We start from the raw sequence: 20,373 nt of genomic DNA, 5'->3' as shown, positions 1-20,373 counted from the left end.
GTCGCGGGGCCGGCACGCCTTCACCCGCCGTCGTGGCGTCGGCGTGACGACTGCACCCGCCCACGCGGGGTCAGTACGACTTGGTCTGGCCGAGGACGTGCTGGGCGACGAAGTTGAGGATCATCTCCCGGCTGACCGGGGCGATCCGACCGGCACGTACCGCGCCGAGCAGGGTGGCCACGCCGTACTCGGTGGTCAGACCGGCGCCGCCGAGGGTCTGGACTGCGGTGTCCACAGCCAGTGCGGCGGCCTCACCGGCGGCGTACTTGGCCATGTTGGCGGCGACCCCCGCCTCGACGTCCCGACCGGCGTCGTACCGGGTGGCCGCCTGGTAGACCATCAGCCGGGCCAGCTCCACCTGCACCGTGGCGTGGGCCAGGGGATGGGAGACCCCCTGGTGGGTGCCGATGGGGCGGCCCTGCCAGACCGTACGGGTGGCGGCGTAGGCGGAGGCCCGCTCGATGGCGTACCGCCCCGTACCGACGCTCATCGCGGCCACCGTGATCCGCTCCGGGTTCAGCCCGGCGAATAGCGCCGGGAGGCCGGTGTCGACCGACCCGCCGACCAACGCGTCGGCCGGGACGCGTACCTCGTCGAGGTGGAGCAGGAACTGGTTCTCCGGCGAGACGATCTCCATCTCCAGCCGGGACCGGGTGAGCCCGGGGGCGTCGGTCGGCACGACGAACAACGCCGGTCGCAACCGGGGCTCGCCGGGCCGACCGCCCCGGCCGTCGCCCACCGGGCGGTCGTGTTCGGCCGGGCGGTCGTCCGCGGCCGGTGACTCCTGCGGGACCCGGGCGACGACCAGGACGTGTCCGGCCTCGTCGACCCCGGAGATGTAGCACTTGTCGCCGGTGATCAGCCAGTCGTCCCCGTCGGGTCGGGCCACGGTGCCGAGGCGGTGGAAGTTCGACCCCGCCTCCGGTTCGGTGATCGCGAAGGCCACCTTCGACGAACCGTCGGCCAGCCCCGGCAGGAGACGGCGGCGCTGCTCCTCGGTGCCGTGCCGGGCGATCACCGTACCGGCGATGGCCGGGGAGACCACCAGCAGCAGCAACGGGCATCCGGCGGCCGCCAACTCCTCGCAGACCAGTGCCAGTTCGGTGATGCCGCCGCCACCACCGCCGTACTCGGTGGGCAGGTTGACCCCGAGGTACCCGAGCCGACCGGCGTCGGCCCACAGCTCGGTGGTGTGCTCCCCGGCCTTGGCCTTGGCCACGAAGTAGCCGTGCCCGTAGCGCCGCCCCAACGCCCGGACGGCGTCACGCAGCTGCGCCTGCTCGTCGGTGAGGTCGAGGTTCACCGGCCCTCCCCGCCGGACGCCGACCCGCCGGTGCCCGCTTCGTCGGTGGCTGACCCGTCGGTGGTTGCCTCGTCGGTGGCTGCTCTGGCGGTGGTTGCCTCGTCGGGGGTGACGACGGCCAGGACCGCGCCCGTCTCGACCCGGCCCCCGGTCTCGACGGGTAGTCCGGTGACCACCCCGGCGGTCGGGGCCAGCACCTGGTGTTCCAACTTCATCGCCTCCACTGTCAGCAGGGGGTCACCGACGTCGACCCGCTGCCCGACCCGGGCGTGTACCCGGGTGACGGTGCCGGGCAGCGGCGCGAACAGGGACCCGGTCACCGGCGGGCGGGTGGGTTCGGGCAGGCGCGGCAGCTCGACCAGGTCCACCGCCCCGTCCGGGCCGTCCACGAAGACCGACGACCCCACCCGGTGTACGCGTACCGTCCGCCGGACCCCGTCGACGTCGAGGACCACCCGGTCGGCGGTGGCGTCGACGAGCGTCACCTGTCGATCGTCAGGTGGGTCTGTGCTCCACTCGGCGAGCGCGCCGACGCGGTCCAGCCGGTACCGGACCTCGACCTGCCGGTCGGCCTGGGAGAAGCCTGTCATCTGCGGGAACGCCGGGACGTTGCGCCACCCGGAGGGCAGCCCGGCGAGCACCGGGGCGTCCGCCCGACGGGCTGCGGCACCGGCCAGCGCTGCGGCCAGGGCGGCCACCGGCACCTCGTCGGGCGGGATCAGCGGGGTGGTGACCTCCGGGTGCCGGTCGAGGAAACCGGTGTCGACGTCCGAGGCACCGAAGGCGGGACTCCGCAGGACCCGGACCAGCAGGTCCCGGTTGGTGGTCACGCCGTGCACCTCGGCGCGGGCCAGCGCCCCGGCCAGGGTGCGTACCGCCTCGGCCCGGGTGGGGGCCCAGGCGACCAGCTTGGCCAGCATCGAGTCGTAGTGCACCCCGACCGTGTCGCCCGCCACCACACCGGAGTCCGACCGGAGCCCCCGGGTCGGCGCGAACTCGCCCACCACCCCGGGTACGGCGAACCGGTGCAGGGTGCCGACGGCGGGCCGGAACCCCTGCCCCGGGTCCTCGGCGCAGAGCCGCACCTCGACGGCGTGCCCCTGCGGCGGCGGGGTCGTCGTCACCGGCAGCCGCCCGCCCTCGGCGACGAGCAGTTGCAACCGGACCAGGTCCAGCCCGGTGACCGCCTCGGTGACCGGGTGCTCCACCTGGAGACGGGTGTTCATCTCCAGGAAGAAGAACTCCCCGTCCGGGGCGAGGAGGAACTCCACCGTCCCCGCACCGACGTACCCGACCGCCAGTGCGGCGGCCGTCGCCGCCCGGTGCAGCCCTGCCCGGGTCCCGTCGGGCAGGGCTGCCGGTGCCTCCTCGACGATCTTCTGGTGGCGGCGCTGGATGGAGCAGTCCCGGTCGCCGAGGACGACCACGGTGCCGTGCCGGTCACCGAAGACCTGCACCTCGACGTGGCGGCCGGACTCGACGTACCGCTCCAGGAAGACCGTGTCGTCGCCGAACGCGCCGGCCGCCTCCCGCCGGGCCGAGTCGATCGCGTCGGCCAGCCCGGCGCGGTCCCGGACGATCCGCATCCCCCGCCCGCCCCCGCCGGCCGACGCCTTGACCAGGACCGGGAAGTCGGTGACCTGGTCCGGGCGGGTCCAGGTGGGCAGGATCGGCACCCCGGCCCCGGCCATCAGGGTCTTGGCCGTCACCTTGTCGCCCATCGCGGCGATCACCTCGGCCGGTGGGCCGACCCAGGTCAGCCCGGCGTCGACGACCGCCGCCGCGAACCCGGCGTGCTCGGCGAGGAACCCGTACCCCGGGTGCACGGCGTCCGCGCCGCTGCGGCGGGCCGCGTCGAGGAGCAGGTCGATCCGCAGGTACGTCTCGGCGGGGGTGTTCCCCGGCAGCCGTACCGCCCGGTCGGCCTCGGCGACGAAGGGCGCCTCGGCGTCGGCGTCGGAGTGCACGGCGACCCCGGTGATCCCGAGGACCCGACAGGTGGCCAGGACCCGGCGGGCGATCTCCCCCCGGTTCGCCACCAACAGTGTGCCGATCACGACTGACCCCGCCCTCCGGTCGCTGTGGTCCCCGCCCTCACAGCCGGAACACCCCGAACCTGTCGGTGCCCGACACCGGGGCGTTGTGCACGGCGGAGAGACAGAGCCCGAGGACGGTACGGGTGTCCCGGGGGTCGATCACCCCGTCGTCGTAGAGCCGGCCGGAGAGGAAGAGCGCCCCGGACTCCGACTCGATCTGCCGCTCGACTGTCGCCCGGACGGCGGCGTCGGCCTCCTCGTCGTAGGCCCGGCCCTTCGCGGCGGCGGCCTGCCGGGCCACGATGGACAGGACCCCGGCCAGCTGCGCCCCGCCCATCACCGCCGACCTGGCGTTCGGCCAGGTGAACAGGAACCGGGGCTCGAACGCCCGACCGCACATGCCGTAGTTCCCGGCCCCGTACGAGGCCCCGAGGTTGACTGTCAGGTGCGGCACCGTCGAGTTCGACACCGCATTGATCATCAGGGCACCGTGTTTGATGATGCCGCGCTGCTCGTACTCGGTGCCGACCATGTAGCCGGTGGTGTTCTGGAGGAAGACCAGTGGGGTGTCGGTGGCGTTGGCGAGCTGGATGAAGTGGGCGGCCTTCTGGGCCTCCGCGCTGAACAGCACCCCCCGGGCGTTGGCCAGTACGCCGACCGGGTAGCCGTGCACCTCACCCCAGCCGGTGACCAGGGCGTCGCCGTACGCCGGTTTGAACTCGTCGAACTCGCTGCCGTCGAGAATCCGGGCCAGCACCTCACGTGGGTCGAAGGGCACCTTCAGGTCGGCGCTGACGATGCCGAGCAGCTCCTCCGGGTCGTGGCGGGGTGGTCGAGGTGCCGAGGTGATCGGAGCGGGACCCGGCTTGCGCCTGTTGAACCGGCGTACGCACCGTCGGGTTAGTCGGATCGCGTCCGGCTCGTCCTCGGCGAGGAAGTCGGCGAGACCGGAGGTGGTGGCGTGCATCTGGGCACCACCCAGCGACTCGTCGTCGGTGACCTCCCCGGTGGCCATCCTGACCAGGGGCGGACCGGCCAGGTACACCTGGGACCGGTCCCTGATCATGATCGTCTGGTCCGACATGCCCGGCAGGTACGCCCCACCGGCGGTGGCGTTGCCGAAGACCACGCTCACCGTCGGGATCCGGGCCGCACTGAGCCGGGTGAGATCGCGGAACACCCGCCCGCCGGGGATGAAGATCTCAGCCTGACTGGGAAGGTCTGCCCCGGCGGACTCGACCAGGTTGACCAGGGGCAGCCGGTTGGCCAGGGCGATCTCCCCGGCCCGCCGGGTCTTCGCCAGCGACCACGGGTTGACGGCGCCGCCGCGTACCGTCGGGTCGTTCGCCACCACCAGACACTCGACGCCCTCGACCACCCCGATCCCGGTGACCACGCCGGCCCCCACCGGGAAGTCGGTGCCGTACCCGGCCACCGGGGAGAGTTCCAGGAACGGGCTGTCCTGGTCGAGGAGCAGCTCGACGCGTTCCCGGGCGAGCAGCCGGCCCCGCCCGTGGTGGCGGGCCACGTACCGCTCCCCACCACCGGCCCGGGCCTGGTCCAGGGCGTCGGTCAACTCGGCGAGCCGGGCCAGTAGCGCCGCCCGGTTCGCCAGGTGCTCGGGGGCGTCCGGGTCGATTCTGCTCCGCAGCGTCGTCACCGGCCGCCCTCCGACCCGCCCGGAAGGTCCACGACCCGGGAGCGGAGCAGCTCGCCGAGCGCCTTGGCCTGCGGATCGAACCGGGTGGAGGCGGCCACCCCCGGGGCGAGGAGCCCTCGGAGGACGAAGCCGACAGCCCGCAGGTTCGGCAGCTCGTGACGGTGCACGGTCGACGGGTCGACCTCCGGGAGCAGCTCCACGAGCCGGGGGACGGTGAGCCACCCGCGCAGCCACTCCCAGGTCGCGTCGGTGCGCGCCCAGACCCCGAGGGTGGCGTCGGAGCCCTTGTCCCCCGACCGGGCACCCACCACCTCACCCAGCGACCCCCGCCGCCCCGACGCGGTGCGGGAGGCGTCGACGGACGGGCCCGGTGGGGGAGTGGCCGGCCGGGGTGGGGTTGGTGAGCCGGTCGGTGCGGTCTCCGGCTGCCGGCCCCGGGACTCCGGCGGCGCGACGGTCACCCGTTCACCCGAGGGGAGCACCGCGACGTGCGACACCTCGTCCTGCGACACCGCTTCGGCGGTGAACACCCCGAACGGGGTGGCGTCCCCCGGCAGGGTGGTGAGCGTGCAGCCCGGATAGGAGGCCAGGGCCAGTTCCACCGCCGCCGCCGAGAACGCCCGCCCGGCCCGGGTCCGGTCGCCGGCACGCAGGTGTACGTGCAGGAGGGCGCTCGCCGTCTCGGTCTCCGTCGCGTCCGGGCGGTCGGTACGGGCCAGGACGAACTCCAGCCCCTCCGGGCCGACCGCCGCCTCGATCTGCTCGCGGACCAGGGCCGCCTTCTCCGGTACGGCCGACCCGCAGAGCACGAAGGTCATCGAGTTGCGGAACCCGCCGAGCCGGTTCACGGCCACCTTGAGGGTGTCCGGCGGGGGGCCGCCCCGGGCTCCGGTGACCCGTACCCGGTCCGGCCCGTCCGGGGCGACCAGGACCGTGTCCAGCCGGGTCACCACGTCCGGCCCCAGGTACGCGGGCCCGTCGATCTCGTACAACAGTTGGGCGGTGACCGTCTCCACCGTGACGGCGCCCCCGGTCCCGGGATGCTTGGTGATCACCGAGGTCCCGTCGCTGTGGAGCTCGGCGATCGGGAAACCCGGTCGACGGCCCCCGTCGGGCAGCTCGGTGAAGAAGCTGAAGTTGCCCCCGGTGACCTGTGCGCCGCACTCGATCAGGTGACCGGCCACCGTCGCCCCGGCCAGAGGGCCCCAGTCGTGGCGTCCCCAGCCGAAGTGGGCGATCGCCGGACCCACTGCCAGGGAGGCGTCGGTGACCCGCCCGGTGACCACCACGTCGGCACCGGCGTCGAGGCAGGCGGCGATCCCGAACGCCCCGAGGTACGCGTTCGCGGTGAGGGCGTCCGGCCGGTCCAGGGCGTCGCCCTCGACGTACCCGATCCGCAGGCGCAGGCCGAGCCGGTCGGCGAGCGAGCCGATCGCCGAGGCCAACCCGGCGGGGTTGACCCCACCGGCGTTGGTGACGATCCGCACCCCCCGGTCCAGGGCGGTCCCGAGGCACCCCTCCAGCTGGCGCAGGAACGTCCTGGCGTAGCCGAGCGCGGGGTCGCGTTCCCGGTCCCGGCCGAGGATCAGCATCGTCAGTTCGGCCAGGTAGTCGCCGGTCAGCACATCCAGTTCGCCGCCGTCGAGCATCTCCTGCCAGGCGGCGTACCTGTCGCCGTAGAACCCGGAGGCGTTGCCGATCCGCAGCGGCGCGGTGGCGGGCGGGGCGGTGCGGTCGACCATGGCGCGCCTTTCGGTCCGGCGGAGCTAGGCGGTGAGCACTGTGGCGAGCTGGCGTTTCCAGGCGGTGAGCAGGGCCGAACGACGGGTCGAGTCGTCGGTGAGCAGGTTTGCCACCCCGAGGCCCCGGAGCAGGTCGAGGGTGCTCTGGACGGCCTCCCGTACGCCGGGGCGACGCTCGTCCACGTCGAGCAGTTCCACTGTGAGCCGGTGCATCTCCCGGCCGACCCGGGCCTCCACCGGCACCAGGGCGGCGCGCAGCTCGGCGTCGGTGCGGGCGGCGACCCAGAGTTCCAGGGCGGCGACGAAGAGCGGACCGGTGAAGGCGGCGGCGAGCAGGTCGACCACCCGGTCGAGGCGCTGTTCGCCGACCGGCAACGCCTGCGCCTCGGCCCGCAGCTCAGCGGCCCGACGCTCGGTCAGGTGCCCGACGGCGGCGGTGACCAGGGCCGCCTTGGTGGGGTAGTGGTGCAGCTGGGCGCCTCGGGAGACCCCGGCCCGGGTCGCCACCACCGTCGTGGTGGTGCCGGACCAGCCGTGCTCGACCAGGCACTCGACGGTCGCCTCCAACAGCCGGGCCCGGGTCGCGCGGCTGCGCTCCTGCTGGGGGACACGGGTGGGGGCGGGCACGGGGACAGCCTGCCGCCCCGGAAACAAACAGTCAAGACTGACTTTTTCGGTGGTACGGACATCAGGGCTCGGCGATGTACGCCACCCGTCCGCGCGGCCACGGGAACCACCGCGCCTCCGTCCGCGCGGCCACGGGAACCACCGCGCCTCCGTCCGCGCGGCCACGGGAACCACCGGGCCGCGCGGACGGGAGGAGACGTCGACGACCGCAACGGCGGTGAGCCGTCGGCTGACGACGGGTACGGGACCGGGAGGTCAGACCCGCGCGCGGCGGGCCAGGCGCTCCGGGTCCAGGATGATGATGCTCTTGCCGTCCAGCCGCAGCCAACCGCGCGAGGCGAAGTCGGCCAGCGCCTTGTTGACGGTCTCCCGCGAGGCGCCCACCAGCTGGGCGATCTCCTCCTGGGTCAGGTCGTGGGTGACCCGCAGGACCCCACCGTCACGGGTGCCGAACCGGCCCGCCATCTGGAGGAGGTTCTTCGCGACCCGGCCGGGCACGTCGGTGAAGATCAGATCGGCCAGCGAGTCGTTGGTCCGGCGCAGACGTCGGGCCAGCACCCGCAGCAGCTGCTCGGCGATCTCCGGCCGGTTGTTCAGCCACGGCCGCAGCGCCTGCTTGCGCAACCGGACCAGCCGGGTGTCGGTCACGGCGGTCGCGGTGGCCGTACGCGGACCGGGGTCGAACAACGACAACTCCCCGACCATGTCCGACGGGCCCATCACGGCGATCAGGTTCTGTCGGCCGTCAGCCGCCCGACGTCCCACCTTGATCTTTCCGGACAGGAGGATGTACAGACTGTCGCCGGGCTCGCCCTCGTTGAACACGACCTCGCCCTTGCGGACCTCGATCGTCTCCATCTCCTTGGCGAGCGCCTCGGCAGCTTCCGGGTCGACGCCCTGGAAGATTCCGCTGCGGGCCAGTACCTCGTCCATCGCGCACCTCCGCCTACGCGTGCCGTCCGTCGGCCCGGGTTCGCCGTCCGCTGATCCCTCGCGCGCCGCCAAGTCTAGGCGCATGTGAGCAGTAATCAGAGGTGCACCCCTGGAAACTTGATCGTTGGACGTAACCTGCCCGACCGGATGAACGACTACGATCGCCGGTCGCGCCACCTGCGAGCGCTCCCACGTCCACCCTCTCCCACGCGGTCAGTAGGGTCACCGACGTGTTGAACGAGCCCGTACCGCACACCCGCGTCGAGGACGGCCGGGAACTGCCGTTGCTCGTGTGGCGGGCGGGACGGCCGTTACGCACCGTCAGCTCGGGGCCGCTCGGCGGCGGGCTCGGCGTACGCGGATGGGTGCTCAACGCGACGGTGCCGATGTCGTACCACCGGGACGACCCCGCCGCGCACCTGGCCGCGCTCGCCGACTCGCTCGGCCTGGACGGACCCGGTGTGGGGCTGCTGACCGGGGTGGACGTCGCCGACGTGGTGACCCGGACGGACTGCGGAGTGCAGGTCTGGGCCACCGTCGGGCTCGGCCTGCCCCTCTGGGCCGCCGCCCCGACGACCGCCACCCTCGACACCGGTGACCCCCCGACGCCCGCCGACCCGGTCCCGGCACCGGTCGGCACCGTCGGCGCGGTTCCGCCCCGCGTCGGCACCGTCAACATCGTGGCGTACGTCCCCGTCCGGCTCACCGACGCCGCACTGGTCAACGCGGTGGCCACCGCGACCGAGGCGAAGGCACAGGCGATCATCGAACTGGGACGGCCGGGCACCGGCACCCCCACCGACGCCGTCACCGTGCTCTGTCCGGTCGACGGCCCGAGCGCCGAGTACGGCGGACCCCGCTCACGCTGGGGCGCCCCGTTGGCCCGGGCGGTCCACGCCGCCGTTCGGGCGGGTGGAGTCGCCGATCGTCCGCCCTGGTCGAGCGGAACGGGGGCGCGGCAGGCCCCCCGAACGGGCGTCGTCGGCGGGAGAACCGAGCGGTAGGGTTCGCGGCGATGCGCGCTCCGAACCCCTTTCACCGCCTGCGTCGACGCCTCCCGGTTCTGCTCGGCGCGACGCTCGTCGGGGTGCTCGCCGCCGGGTGCGGCGAGTCCGCTCCGGCGCCGGTGTGGCAGTCCGCACCCGGCGGCGGCTCCCCCGCGAGCGCGGAGCCGGACCCGGCCGAACAGGTGATCACGCTCTCGGCGACCGGCGACATCATCATGGGCAACGCCCCCAACCGGCTGCCCCCCGACGACGGCCGGGGGTTCTTCGACTCGGTCAAGAAGGCCCTCCGGGCCGACCTGGTGATGGGCAACCTGGAGGCACCGCTCACCGTCGACACGGGCACCGGCAAGTGCGGGCCGGAGTCGACCCGCTGCTTCCAGTTCCGGACCCCGCCGGAGTACGCCGCGCACCTCGCCGACGCCGGTTTCCACCTGCTCAACCAGGCCAACAACCACGGCCACGACTTCGGCCCGAAGGGCTACACCAACACCCAGAAGGCGCTGGAGGAGCACGACCTCGCCCACACCGGGGCCCCCGACCAGATCACTGTGGTCGAGGTGAAGGGGGTGAAGGTCGCCGTCGCCGGCTTCTCGTCGTACTCCTGGTCCAACAGCCTCGTCGACATCGACGCGGCGGAGCGGGTCGTCAAGAAGGCCGCCAAGCAGGCCGACCTGGTGGTGGTGCAGGTGCACATGGGGGCCGAGGGCGCCGAGACGACCCGGGTGAGACCCGGCACCGAGATGTTCCTCGGCGAGAACCGGGGCGACCCGATGAAGTTCGCCCGGGCCGTGATCGAGGCCGGGGCGGACCTGGTCGTCGGGCACGGGCCACACGTCCTGCGGGCGATCGAGTTCCACCAGGGCCGACTGATCGCGTACAGCCTCGGCAACTTCGCCGGTGGGGGCAACACCCTGAGCAACGCCGGGCGACTCGGGTGGGGCGGGGTGCTCAAGGTGTCCCTCAAGCCGGACGGGACCTTCGTCGACGGCGAGCTGGTCTCGACGTACATGAACGGGACCGGCAAGCCGACGATGGACCGCGACGACCGGGGCCTGGGCCTGGTCCGGGAGCTGACCCGCACCGACTTCCCGAAGACCGGGGCGAGGTTCGACGACTCCGGGAAGATCTCCGCCCCGGGCGACTGACAGCCGCCCCTGCGACGCCGACGTGGGGCGCGCCGGTCCGCTCCCGTTCCGACGTAGGCTGGCCGGCGTGACCAGACGCGCCAACGAGACCGACCTCGGCCGCAAGCGTCGGGCCCGGCGGATCGGGCGGGTGCTGACCGAGACCCACCCCGACGCACACTGCGAACTCGACCACACCGGTCCGCTGGAGCTGGCGGTGGCGACGATCCTCTCCGCCCAGTGCACCGACAAGAAGGTCAACGAGGTCACCCCGAAGCTCTTCGCCCGCTACCCGACCGCCGCCGACTACGCGGGCGCCGACCGGACCGAGATGGAGGAGCTGATCCGGCCGACCGGCTTCTACCGAAACAAGACCAGCTCGCTGATCAACCTCGGCCGCAGGCTCGTCGAGGCGTACGACGGTGAGGTCCCCGGTCGCCTCGCCGACCTGGTCACCCTCCCCGGAATCGGGCGCAAGACGGCGAACGTCATCCTCGGCAACGCCTTCGACGTCCCCGGCATCACCGTCGACACCCACTTCCAGCGGTTGGTCGGGCGGTGGGGGCTGACCACCGAGACCGACCCGGTGAAGATCGAGCACGCCGTCGGGGCGCTGTACGACAGACGTGACTGGACGATGCTGTCGCACCGGATCATCTTCCACGGCCGTCGGGTCTGCCACGCCCGTAAACCGGCCTGCGGAGCGTGCACCCTGGTCAAGCTCTGCCCGTCGTACGGCACCGGGCCGACCGACCCGGAGGGGTCGGCCAAGCTGCTCAAGGGTCCCCGCGCCCGGGACCTCGCGGTGGCCGCCGGGGTCGACCCCGACCTCGTCCCCGCCGTCGCAGTCCGAGCGGAGGTACCGTGACCAGCACGTTCTCCCGTTCACCGGGCCGGTGGCTCGGTGCGCTGATCCTGCCGGTGCTGCTGCTCGTGACGGCCTGCACCGCCGACACCGAACCGGCCGCCACCAGCGCAGCCGACCCGCCGCAGAACACCCGGCCCTCGCCGTTCGCCGACTGCACCGATCTCACCACCGCCCCGCCGTCGGCGACACCCACCCGGCCCGCCGGGTCCGCCACGGGCGGGCAGCAGCTGCCGAAGGTCGCCCTGCCCTGCTTCACCGGCGCGGAGAACGTCTCCCTCGACCAGGTACGCGGCCCCGTCGTGATCAACGTGTGGGCCTCCTGGTGCCCGCCCTGCCGGGAGGAGCTGCCCGCCTTCCAACGCCTCAGCGAGCGGGCCGACGGCCGGTTCCAGGTGATCGGGGTGAACAGCCGGGACCGCCGCGACGGCGCGCAGTCGATCGGCGAGGACTTCGGCGTACGGTTCCCGATGCTCTACGACCAGGGAGACAGCGTGCAGCAGGCGGTCGGGCGCAACGTGATCCCGATGACCCTCTTCGTCGACGCCGACGGGCGCATCCGGCACACCGACGTGTCCGGGGCGCTCGACGACGCCCGCCTCGCCGAACTGGTCCGTACCCACCTGGGCGTGACGGTGACGGCGTGACCCGACGGCCGCCGCAGTGGATGGACCCGTTGCTGGTACGGCTCGGCACGGCCCGGGTGGAGGACTTCACCCCGCTGCCCACCCCGGCCACCGGGGGTCGGGCCAGCGCCGTGCTGGTGCTGCTCGGCGAGGACCCGGAGACCGGCCCGGACGTGCTGGTCCTGCAACGCGCCGCGAACCTGCGCAACCATGCCGGCCAGCCGGCCTTCCCCGGTGGCGCGGCCGACCCGGAGGACGCCGACGCCGCCGCGACCGCCCTGCGGGAGGCGAACGAGGAGGTCGACCTCGACCCGGCGAGCGTGACGGTCCTGGCCGAGCTGCCCCGGCTCTGGATCCCGGTGAGTGACTTCGTGGTCACCCCCATCCTCGGGTGGTGGCACACGCCGCACCGGGTGCACCCCCGGGAACCGGTCGAGGTGGCCCACGTGGCCCGGTTGCCGGTGGCCGAGCTGGTCGACCCGGCCAACCGCCTGCGGGTACGCCACCCCAGCGGCTGGACCGGGCCCGCCTTCAGCGTCCGGGGCATGCTGGTCTGGGGCTTCACCGCCGGGGTCCTCGCCACCCTCCTGGAGATGGGGGGCTGGGACCGGCCGTGGCCCCGGCACCGGGTGGTCGACCTGCCGCCCACCGGAGCCGACCCGGCCCCCTCGGCCGGTACCGACCCGGTCGACGAGGTCCCGAATCCGCTGCGCTGACCACCCGCGTACGCGCCGGTGATCGGGGGGTGCGGGGTGCCCGTACCCTTGACGGGTGTCCGTCGTGGATCTCGTACTGCTGCTGCTCATGCTCGTGTTCGCGATCAGCGGATACCGCCAGGGCTTCGTCATCGGGGTGATGTCGTTCTCCGGGTTCTTCGTCGGGGCCCTGGTCGGGCTCCAGCTCGGCCCGATGCTGGCTCGACAGTTCACCGACGGCGGCATGCGGGTGTTGATCTCGCTGGTGGCGGTCTTCGGGTTGGCGGTGATCGGGCAGGCGTTGGCCGGTTGGCTCGGCTCCCACCTGCGCCGGACGATCACCAGCAGGCTGGCGCGGCGGGCCGACGACGTGGGCGGGGCACTGGTGTCCCTGCTCGCCGTGGTCATGGTGGCCTGGCTGGTAGCCGTACCGCTGGGCTCGTCGTCCCTGCCCTGGCTGGCCTCCTCGGTGCGCAACAGCGCCCTGCTCAACGCGGTCGACCGGGTCCTGCCGGACGAGGCCCAGCAGCTCTCCACCGCACTGCGGGAGACCGTCGACACCAACGGCTTCCCGGACGTCTTCGGTGGGCTGGCACCCACCCGGGCCCGGCAGGTGTCCCCGCCCGACCCGGCGCTGGCCGGGTCCGAGGTGGTGGCGAACGGCCAGCGGTCCGTGGTGAAGGTGCTCGGCTCCGCACCGAGCTGCTCGCGACGGATCGAGGGCTCCGGTTTCATCTACGCCGACGACCGGGTGATGACGAACGCGCACGTGGTGGCCGGCACCGAGCGGGTCTCCGTGGAGCTGGGGGGCTCACGCTACGACGGTGACGTGGTCGTCTACGACCCGGACCGCGACCTCGCCGTGCTGCGGGTGCCCGGACTGCCCGGCCCGTCGATGCGGTTCGCCGCCGGCAACGTCAGCAGCGGGGCGGACGCGATCGTGTTGGGCTTCCCGCTCAACGGCCCGTACGACGCCCAGTCGGCCCGGATCCGGGACGTGGGAAAGATCACCGGTCCGGACATCTACGCCTCCGCCAACGTGACCCGGGAGATCTACACGATCCGGGCGCTGGTCCGCAGCGGCAACTCCGGAGGGCCACTGCTCTCCTCGAACGGCCTGGTCCTCGGAGTGATCTTCGCGGCGGTGGCCGACGACCCGAACACCGGCTTCGCGGTGACCGCCGCCGAGGCCCGGCCGGTGGCCCTGGCCGGCGCCCAGAGCACCGAACCGGTCGCCACCGGCAACTGCACCTGACCTGCCGGGGCCGTCAACCGGTCGCCGTCGACTCGGCACCCGGCTGTTGCCTGTCGCCCTGCTGCGGTCTGTCGCCTGGCTGTTGCCCGTCGCCTGGCTGTTGCCCGTCGCCTGGCTGCGGGCGGTCTCCGGGGTGCCGGCCGTCGCCGTCGCGCCAGAGGGCGAAGGCCGCCAGGGTGGCGGTGACCACTGCCGCCCCCAGCAACAATCCCGCCACCACGTCGCTGGTCCAGTGCACGCCGAGGGCGATCCGACTGAACCCGGTCACCCCGGCGAGCGCCACCGCCGCCACCCACAGCGCCGCCCGTCGCCAGGGTCGGCCCCGGGTCCCCGGCAGGAAGACCACCAGCAGGACCCCCGCCGCGAGGGCGGCGTTGAGCGCGTGACCGGACGGGAAGGCGTACCCGGGGGCCGACGAGACCGGATCGAGCAGGTCGGGGCGGTCCCGGGTGACGAGCAGCTTCAACAACGGCCCGAGCGTCCCGCCGACCACCATCGTCACCGCCACCCACCCGGCGGTACGGCGGGCGTTGCGGTGCAGCAGCCACACGACCAGCAGCAACGCGGCCAGCCGCAGCGGGTTCGGTGCGAACACGTCGGTCCAGAGGCTCATCGCCCGGACCCAACCGGGATTGTCGAGCGCGTACGCGTGCGCCGCGTCGGTGATCCGCTCGTCGACGGCGTGCAACGAGGAACCGGTGGCGACCACCAGCGTGGTCAACCCGGCGAAGGGAAGCGCCGTCAGGGCGGCGACCGCCGCCAGGCTGGACCGGAGCCCGCGCGGACGATCCGGGTCGAGGCGACGACGACGCCAGGAGAGGGCGGAGGTGCTGCCGTTCATGCTGCTGAGATCTACCCCCGAGGACACCGACTCAGACCGGTTCCCGGCCACCGGTGTCCCGGAGTGCCCCGGCACCGGTCACCGGCGGCGGTGCCGGACCCGACGAACGGTGAGGGCGGTACCGGCGACCAGTGCGACCAGGACCGCCGCCCCGGCCCAGATCCGATCGGAGGGCGGATCGGTCGGCGCACCGGCGGGCAACGCCGTCCAGCGGGTGTGCTGACGCGGCGCGGTGAAGTCGAGCGGGTCGGTGCCGGTGCCGGTGGCCTGCTCGCTGCCCGGGCTCCCCGGCGCCGGGCCGAACCCGGCCACCCCCGGCGAGGAGTTGTTGTCCAGCGGGTTGCGGCCCACCGACGGGACGTCGGCGGTGAGCGCCGCGACCGGATCCACCAGGCCGTACCCGTAACGGTCGTCCCGGCCGACGGGGCCGATGTCGTGGGCGGTGGAGATCAGCCGGTTGACCACGTCGCCCGCCGACATCTGGGGGTACTTCGCGCGGACCAGCGCCGCCGTGGCGGCCACCAGGGGTGCGGCGAAGCTGGTGCCCTGCACCCGCCAGTAACCGCCCGGCCGTGCGCCGACCAGACCACTGGCCGGCGCGGAGAGCACCGTCGCCGCACCGGTGATCGACCCCGACCACAACTGATCGGTGTCCCGCTCCAGGCCCGCGACCGCGATCACCCCCGGCTCCCGGGCCGGATACCAGACCTTGCTGCTCGACGAGGTGGCCAGGTTGCCGGTGCAGGCCACCACCACCACGTCCCGGGCGAACGCGTAGTCCACGGCGGCGGCCAGGGCGGCGCTGTCACCGCTGCCACCGAGGGACAGGTTGATCACCCGAGCCCCGTTGTCGACGGCCCAGCGCACCCCCTTGGCCACGATCAGCGCGTCGTCGTAACGGTTGTCCTCGTCGAGGACCCGGACCGGCAGGATCCGGGCCTCCGGGGCGAGACCCACCGCGCCCCGGTCGTCGTTGCTCCCGGCGATCAGACCGGCCACCGTGGTGCCGTGCCCGACCGGATCCGCCGGGCCGGAACCGCCGGGACTGACCAGATCGAGACCCGGCGCCACCCGACCGGCCAGATCGGGATGGGTGGCGTCCACACCGGAGTCCACCACCGCGACGGTGACACCCCGGCCGGTCGAACTACGCCAGGCCGTCTTCGCCTTCAACGCGTCCAGTTGCCACTGCTCGTCGCGGATGCGGTCGAGCCGGGTCGGGTTGTCCACCGGCGCGAAGCGGGCCACCGGAGACGTACCGGCCGGCGGGGCGGCCATCGGTGCCGTGGCGAGGGTCGGAGAAGGGGCGGCCAGCGCCTGCGGTGTCGGACCGGCGATCGGGACGGCGGCCACCGCGAGGCCGAGCAGGGCGCGCCCGGCGAGTCGTCGGGGCGATGACGGACGGCCGGCGAGTCGTCGGGCCGTGGACGAACGCGGGTGCCGGGTCCCAGTCACCTTCTCAGCCATTCATCGCGAGGGACACATGTTGCTCCGGAGATTACCCAATTCCTCGTACCACACGGGGTGAACCGCGAAGATGCGATCGGCGGGTCGCAGTCGATCAGGACGGTGGCAGGTGGGCCAACTGCACCAGACGCACCCCCTCCCGGCGGGTGACCAGCCGACCACGGCCCGGCGGAAGTGGGCCGGGACGGACCGGCCCGACCAGGGGACCCTCCTCCGGACTGCCCGCCATCACCAGCCCGGCGGTGGAGAGCTCCCGGAGCCGTTGCACGATCGGCTCGAACTGGGCCCGCGCGGCACCGCCGGAGCGGCGGGCCAGCACCAGGTGCAGGCCGACGTCCCGGGCCTGCGGGAGGAACTCCTCCAGGGCACGCAACGGGTTCACCGGGCCACTGGCCACCAGGTCGTAGTCGTCCACCACGACGAACAACTCCGGTCCGGACCACCACGACCGGTCGCGGAGCTGCCCGGGGGTGACCTCCGGGCCGGCGACCCGCTGGTGCAGGTACCCGGCGGCCGACTCGACGAGGTCGGTGGTGTGCGCCGCCGCCGACCCGTACCCGATCAGATGGGGCAGGTCGTCGATCGCCCCGAGCAGGCTCCGCCGGTAGTCCACCAGGATGATCCGGGCCTCCTCCGGGGTGAACCGCCTGGTGATCGAGGTCGCCAACGCCCGTAGGAACGACGACTTGCCGCACTCGGCGTCACCGAAGACCACGAAGTGCGGCTCGGCGGCGAAATCCAACACCACAGGTCGCAGGTCCGCCTCGGCGATGCCGACCGGCAGTCCCAGACCGGACGCGGCGGCCAGGTCGAGGTCGGCGTAGGGCAACACCGGAGGCAGCAGCCGAACCGGCGGAGCGGGCGGACCGGCCCACCCGTCGGCCACCGCCCCGACCAGGTCGGTGGTCTCCCAGCCGAGTCCCGCCAGCCGCGGCAACGCGGTCAGGAAGTGCAGACTCTCGGCGGTGATCCCCCGACCGGGGGTGGCCACCGGTACGTCGGCCGCAGCCGCCCGACGGGTCACCATGGAGTCCGACGGGTCACCCAGTCGCAACTCGACCCGGGAGCCGAACAGGTCCCGGATCGCCGGGCGGAAGTCGGTCCAGCGCACCGCCGTGGCCACCACGTGCAGCCCGTACGACAGACCACGGGTGGCCAGGTCGGTGATGAGCGGTTCCAGGTCGTCGTACTCGCCGCGCAGGGTGGCCCAGCCGTCCACCACCAGGAACACGTCACCGTACGGGTCGGTCGTCGGCCGCCCGGCCGCCACCAGCGCGGCCCGCCGACGACGGTAGGCGGGCATCGACTCCACGCCCCACTCGGCGAAGGCCGCCTCCCGCTCGGCGAGGAGGGTGACGAACTCGCCGACGGTACGCCGTACCGCCGTCGGGTCGGACCGGCCCGTGACACCGCCGACGTGGGGCAGGTTCCGCAGGGCAGCCAACGCGCCGCCGCCGAAGTCGAGACAGTAGAGCTGCGTCTCGGCGGGGGTGTGGGTCAGGGCCAGCGCGCAGATCAGCGCCCGCAGCAGGTTCGACTTGCCGCTCTGCGGCGCACCCACCACCGCCACGTGCCCGGCCGCGCCGTCCAACGCCAGCCAGAGCAGGTCCCGACGCTGCTCGAAGGGCTTGTCGACCACCGCCACCGGCACCTGGAGGGCGCCGTGCAGCTCCGGGTTGCCGACGGTGACCCCGCGCGCCGGGTCGGTGCCGACCGGACCGAGCAACTCGTCGAGGGCCGGGGCCGGCCCGAGCGGAGGCAGCCACACCTGGTGCGCCGGTGGACCCTGTCCGGCCAACCGGTCGACGAGCAGGTCGAGCAGGCTCTGTGCACCGACCTCCTCGACGGGGGCGAGGGGGGTGGCCACCGGCTCGGGCACCGGCACGAAGTGGGAGGAGAACGGAAGCAGCCGAGGCGTACCCGCCGCCGCGTTCCCCGTCGTGACGCCCGGCCGGGGGACCGGTCCGGAGACGTACGCCGCCTTGAAGCGCACCAGGGGCTCGGTGCCGAAGCGCAGGTACCCGTGCCCCGGGGACCGGGGCAGCTCGTGTGCGTCCGGTACCCCGAGGACCGTCCTGGACTCCAAAGCCGAGAAGGTCCGCAACCCGATCCGGTACGACAGGTGGGTGTCCAGCCCGCGCAGCCGCCCCTCCTCCAGGCGTTGGCTCGCCAGCAGCAGATGCACCCCCAGGGACCGCCCCAACCGGCCGATCTGCACGAACAGGTCGATGAAGTCCGGCTTGGCCGACAGCAGCTCGGAGAACTCGTCGCAGATCAGCAGCAGCGAGGGCAGCGGAGCCAACGGGGTGCCGGTGGCCCTCGCCCGTTCGTAGTCGCGGAGGCCGGCGAAGTTCCCGGCCCGGCGCAGCAGCTCCTGCCGCCGGATCAGCTCCCCGTTGATGGCGTCGACCATGCGGTCCACCAGCGGCAGCGCGTCAGCCAGGTTGGTGATCACCGCAGCGGTGTGCGGCAGCCTGTCGAACGAGGCGAAGGTGGCCCCGCCCTTGAAGTCGACCAGGACGAAGTTGAGCTGCTCGGAGCTGTGCGTGGCGGCCAGCCCGAGCACCAGCGTGCGCAGCAGCTCCGACTTGCCGGACCCGGTCGCCCCGATCAGCAGGCCGTGCGGACCCATCCCGTCCTGGACGGACTCCTTCAGGTCGAGTTCGACGGCACCACCGTCGACGCCGACCCCGATCGGCACCCGCAGCCGTTCCCGCGCCGACCGGGCCGCCCACCCCTGCTCGGCGGTGAAGCCCTCCGGGTCCCCGGTGCCGAGCAGCTCGGGCAGGCCCGGCTCGGCCCCGGAGTGGGCGTCCGGCCCCCGGGCCGGCGTCGCCAACCGAAGTGGCGCCAGGCGTCTGGCCACCGCCTCGGCCTCGGCGGTGTCGAGTCGGTCGGCGGTGCCGACCTCGGCGTGCCCGTCGGCCGAGTACGAGTGCAGCCGGCCGTCGCGGACCTCCAGCAGGAGCGAGAACCGTTCCAGCAGGCGGGGCGGTGGGGTGTCCAGGTCGACGACCGTGACAGCGTCGATGCCACCGTCGGAGACCAGGTCGGTGACCGCCGTCAGGTCGGCACCGTCGAGCACCACCACCAGGTGCGGGCCGTCGGTGGTCGGACCGGTCGGGCTGAACCGGGACCGACTGGCCAGCACGTCGTCGAGGAGTCGTTCCAGGTCGGCGGCGGCGCTGGTGACCAGGCGAACCGGGCCGAGCGCGTCGGTGCGATCCGGGTGGTGGGCGTGCGGCAGCCACTTGACCCACTCCCAGGCGGCCCGCCGCTCCGGCCCGGCGCAGACCGCCACGATCAGCTCGTCCGGGGCGTGGAAGACGGCGAGCTGGGTGAGCAGGGCGCGGGTCAGCGCCTGGGCGTCGGTGGCCCCCTCGGCCCGACGGTCCACCCGGCCGTGCGTGGTCGCCACCCGGTGGCTCGTGGCCGCCGTACCGCTTGTGGTCGCCGCCCGGCCGCCCGTGGTCGCCGTCGGGCCGGTCGGGGCGTCCCTGACGTACACCCGGGCGAAGCTGCGCAGCGAGAGCGCCACCGGCAGGTCGGGCACCACCGAGTAGGCGTCGAGGAAACGCCGCAGCGCGCCGGCGGTCATCGGCTCCAACTCGTCCAACGGCCGGGTGACCGGCGGGACCAGGGGAGTGGCCAGGGTCTGCGGGCCGACCGCCACCCGGACCACCGCGAAGTCGGGATCGTTCGGACGACGCTCCCACACCCGGTGACTGTCGACGGTGGACCATAGCCGTCCCGGGTCGGGGTGCCGATAGTAGAGCCCGGCCCGTTGCCGCTCGGCGGTCTCCCGGACCCGGCGGCGCAGCGCCGCGAGGTGCCGCAGGTACTCCCGGCGGGCGGCCATCATCTCGGACTTCTTCGGCGAGCCTGAGGCGGCACCCCAGGAGGTGGCGAGCATGGCCACCGACGAGAGACCGAACATCCCGCCGACCACGTACGAGTAGGCACCTCCGCCCCGGCCGAACATCATCGCCATCGCGACCGTTCCGCCGAGCATCGGCAACACCATCAGCAGCTGCTGCCAACGTCCACCGGTGACCGCGGGGATCTCCGGGGGCGCGTCGACGGGCAGCTCCCCCACCGGAATCTCGGGTGCCGGTCGGCGGGGTGGCCGCCGGATCACGACAGTGGACACACACCCTCCCCCACAGCGCTCGGTGACCCGAGCCTGGCTCAT

15 protein-coding genes are annotated in these 20,373 nt (G+C 73.4%); 6 read left to right on the top strand and 9 right to left on the bottom strand.

What is annotated here, in order from left to right; translation table 11 throughout:
- Positions 1–70: 70 nt before the first annotated feature.
- From WHN02_RS03365 to WHN02_RS03340, 6 genes are all read right to left on the bottom strand, one after another.
- On the bottom strand, positions 71–1,303 hold the full coding sequence (locus WHN02_RS03365) for an acyl-CoA dehydrogenase family protein (protein ID WP_434742004.1): 1,233 nt from the start codon (positions 1,301–1,303) through the stop codon (positions 71–73).
- Entirely contained in the window at positions 1,300–3,360 is a 2,061-nt protein-coding gene (locus tag WHN02_RS03360; RefSeq protein WP_434742003.1) for an acetyl/propionyl/methylcrotonyl-CoA carboxylase subunit alpha, read from the bottom strand. Before WHN02_RS03360 ends, WHN02_RS03365 begins: the two co-directional genes overlap by 4 nt.
- Positions 3,361–3,397: 37 nt before the next feature.
- Positions 3,398–4,999: an acyl-CoA carboxylase subunit beta gene (locus WHN02_RS03355; protein ID WP_434742002.1), complete on the bottom strand. Its 1,602-nt coding sequence runs from the start codon at positions 4,997–4,999 to the stop codon at positions 3,398–3,400.
- On the bottom strand, positions 4,996–6,741 hold the full coding sequence (locus WHN02_RS03350; RefSeq protein ID WP_434742001.1) for an acyclic terpene utilization AtuA family protein: 1,746 nt from the start codon (positions 6,739–6,741) through the stop codon (positions 4,996–4,998). The genes WHN02_RS03355 and WHN02_RS03350 overlap by 4 nt, the downstream gene beginning before the upstream one ends.
- Positions 6,742–6,765: 24 nt before the next feature.
- Entirely contained in the window at positions 6,766–7,368 is a 603-nt protein-coding gene (locus WHN02_RS03345; protein WP_434742000.1) for a TetR/AcrR family transcriptional regulator, read from the bottom strand.
- 255 nt (positions 7,369–7,623) lie between these two features.
- On the bottom strand, positions 7,624–8,301 hold the full coding sequence (locus WHN02_RS03340; RefSeq protein WP_007073398.1) for a Crp/Fnr family transcriptional regulator: 678 nt from the start codon (positions 8,299–8,301) through the stop codon (positions 7,624–7,626).
- Between the two features lie 230 nt (positions 8,302–8,531).
- On the opposite strand from WHN02_RS03340, the gene WHN02_RS03335 reads away from it, so the two are divergent.
- The 6 genes from WHN02_RS03335 to WHN02_RS03310 all read left to right on the top strand — a co-directional run bounded on the left by WHN02_RS03335 (position 8,532) and on the right by WHN02_RS03310 (position 13,873).
- A complete protein-coding gene (locus tag WHN02_RS03335; protein ID WP_434741999.1) occupies positions 8,532–9,305 on the top strand; it encodes an adenosylcobinamide amidohydrolase in 774 nt (257 codons plus the stop codon).
- 11 nt (positions 9,306–9,316) lie between these two features.
- A complete protein-coding gene (locus WHN02_RS03330) occupies positions 9,317–10,453 on the top strand; it encodes a CapA family protein (RefSeq protein ID WP_434741998.1) in 1,137 nt (378 codons plus the stop codon).
- Between the two features lie 67 nt (positions 10,454–10,520).
- Positions 10,521–11,300 carry an endonuclease III gene (nth, locus tag WHN02_RS03325; protein ID WP_434741997.1) on the top strand — a complete coding sequence of 260 codons (780 nt, stop codon included), beginning with the start codon at positions 10,521–10,523 and terminating at the stop codon, positions 11,298–11,300.
- Entirely contained in the window at positions 11,297–11,944 is a 648-nt protein-coding gene (locus WHN02_RS03320; protein ID WP_434741996.1) for a TlpA family protein disulfide reductase, read from the top strand. Before nth ends, WHN02_RS03320 begins: the two co-directional genes overlap by 4 nt.
- Positions 11,941–12,639 carry an NUDIX hydrolase gene (locus WHN02_RS03315; protein ID WP_434741995.1) on the top strand — a complete coding sequence of 233 codons (699 nt, stop codon included), beginning with the start codon at positions 11,941–11,943 and terminating at the stop codon, positions 12,637–12,639. Before WHN02_RS03320 ends, WHN02_RS03315 begins: the two co-directional genes overlap by 4 nt.
- A gap of 55 nt (positions 12,640–12,694) precedes the next feature.
- Positions 12,695–13,873, top strand: a complete 1,179-nt coding sequence (locus WHN02_RS03310; protein WP_434741994.1) for a MarP family serine protease — start codon at positions 12,695–12,697, stop codon at positions 13,871–13,873.
- 13 nt (positions 13,874–13,886) lie between these two features.
- On the opposite strand, the gene WHN02_RS03305 is transcribed toward WHN02_RS03310, so the two are convergent.
- The 3 genes from WHN02_RS03305 to eccCa all read right to left on the bottom strand — a co-directional run bounded on the left by WHN02_RS03305 (position 13,887) and on the right by eccCa (position 20,331).
- A complete protein-coding gene (locus tag WHN02_RS03305; protein ID WP_434741993.1) occupies positions 13,887–14,714 on the bottom strand; it encodes a phosphatase PAP2 family protein in 828 nt (275 codons plus the stop codon).
- Between the two features lie 78 nt (positions 14,715–14,792).
- Entirely contained in the window at positions 14,793–16,181 is a 1,389-nt protein-coding gene (gene mycP / locus WHN02_RS03300) for a type VII secretion-associated serine protease mycosin (protein WP_434741992.1), read from the bottom strand.
- Positions 16,182–16,275: 94 nt separating this feature from the next.
- Positions 16,276–20,331, bottom strand: a complete 4,056-nt coding sequence (gene eccCa, locus WHN02_RS03295) for a type VII secretion protein EccCa (RefSeq protein ID WP_434741991.1) — start codon at positions 20,329–20,331, stop codon at positions 16,276–16,278.
- Positions 20,332–20,373: the final 42 nt, after the last annotated feature.

Origin of the sequence: Micromonospora sp. SH-82 (assembly GCF_051132485.1) — a bacterium.
GTDB lineage: Bacteria > Actinomycetota > Actinomycetes > Mycobacteriales > Micromonosporaceae > Micromonospora.
The sequence above is the reverse complement of the archived record's forward strand: the minus strand, read 5'-3'. Positions and strand labels throughout refer to the sequence as shown.

Coding starts and splice junctions, on each gene's coding strand:
- WHN02_RS03350 (WP_434742001.1), bottom strand. CDS start 6,741: ATGGTCGACCGCACCGCCCCGCCCGCCACCGCGCCGCTGCGGATCGGC.
- WHN02_RS03340 (WP_007073398.1), bottom strand. CDS start 8,301: ATGGACGAGGTACTGGCCCGCAGCGGAATCTTCCAGGGCGTCGACCCG.
- WHN02_RS03330 (WP_434741998.1), top strand. CDS start 9,317: ATGCGCGCTCCGAACCCCTTTCACCGCCTGCGTCGACGCCTCCCGGTT.
- mycP (WP_434741992.1), bottom strand. CDS start 16,181: ATGGCTGAGAAGGTGACTGGGACCCGGCACCCGCGTTCGTCCACGGCC.
- WHN02_RS03305 (WP_434741993.1), bottom strand. CDS start 14,714: ATGAACGGCAGCACCTCCGCCCTCTCCTGGCGTCGTCGTCGCCTCGAC.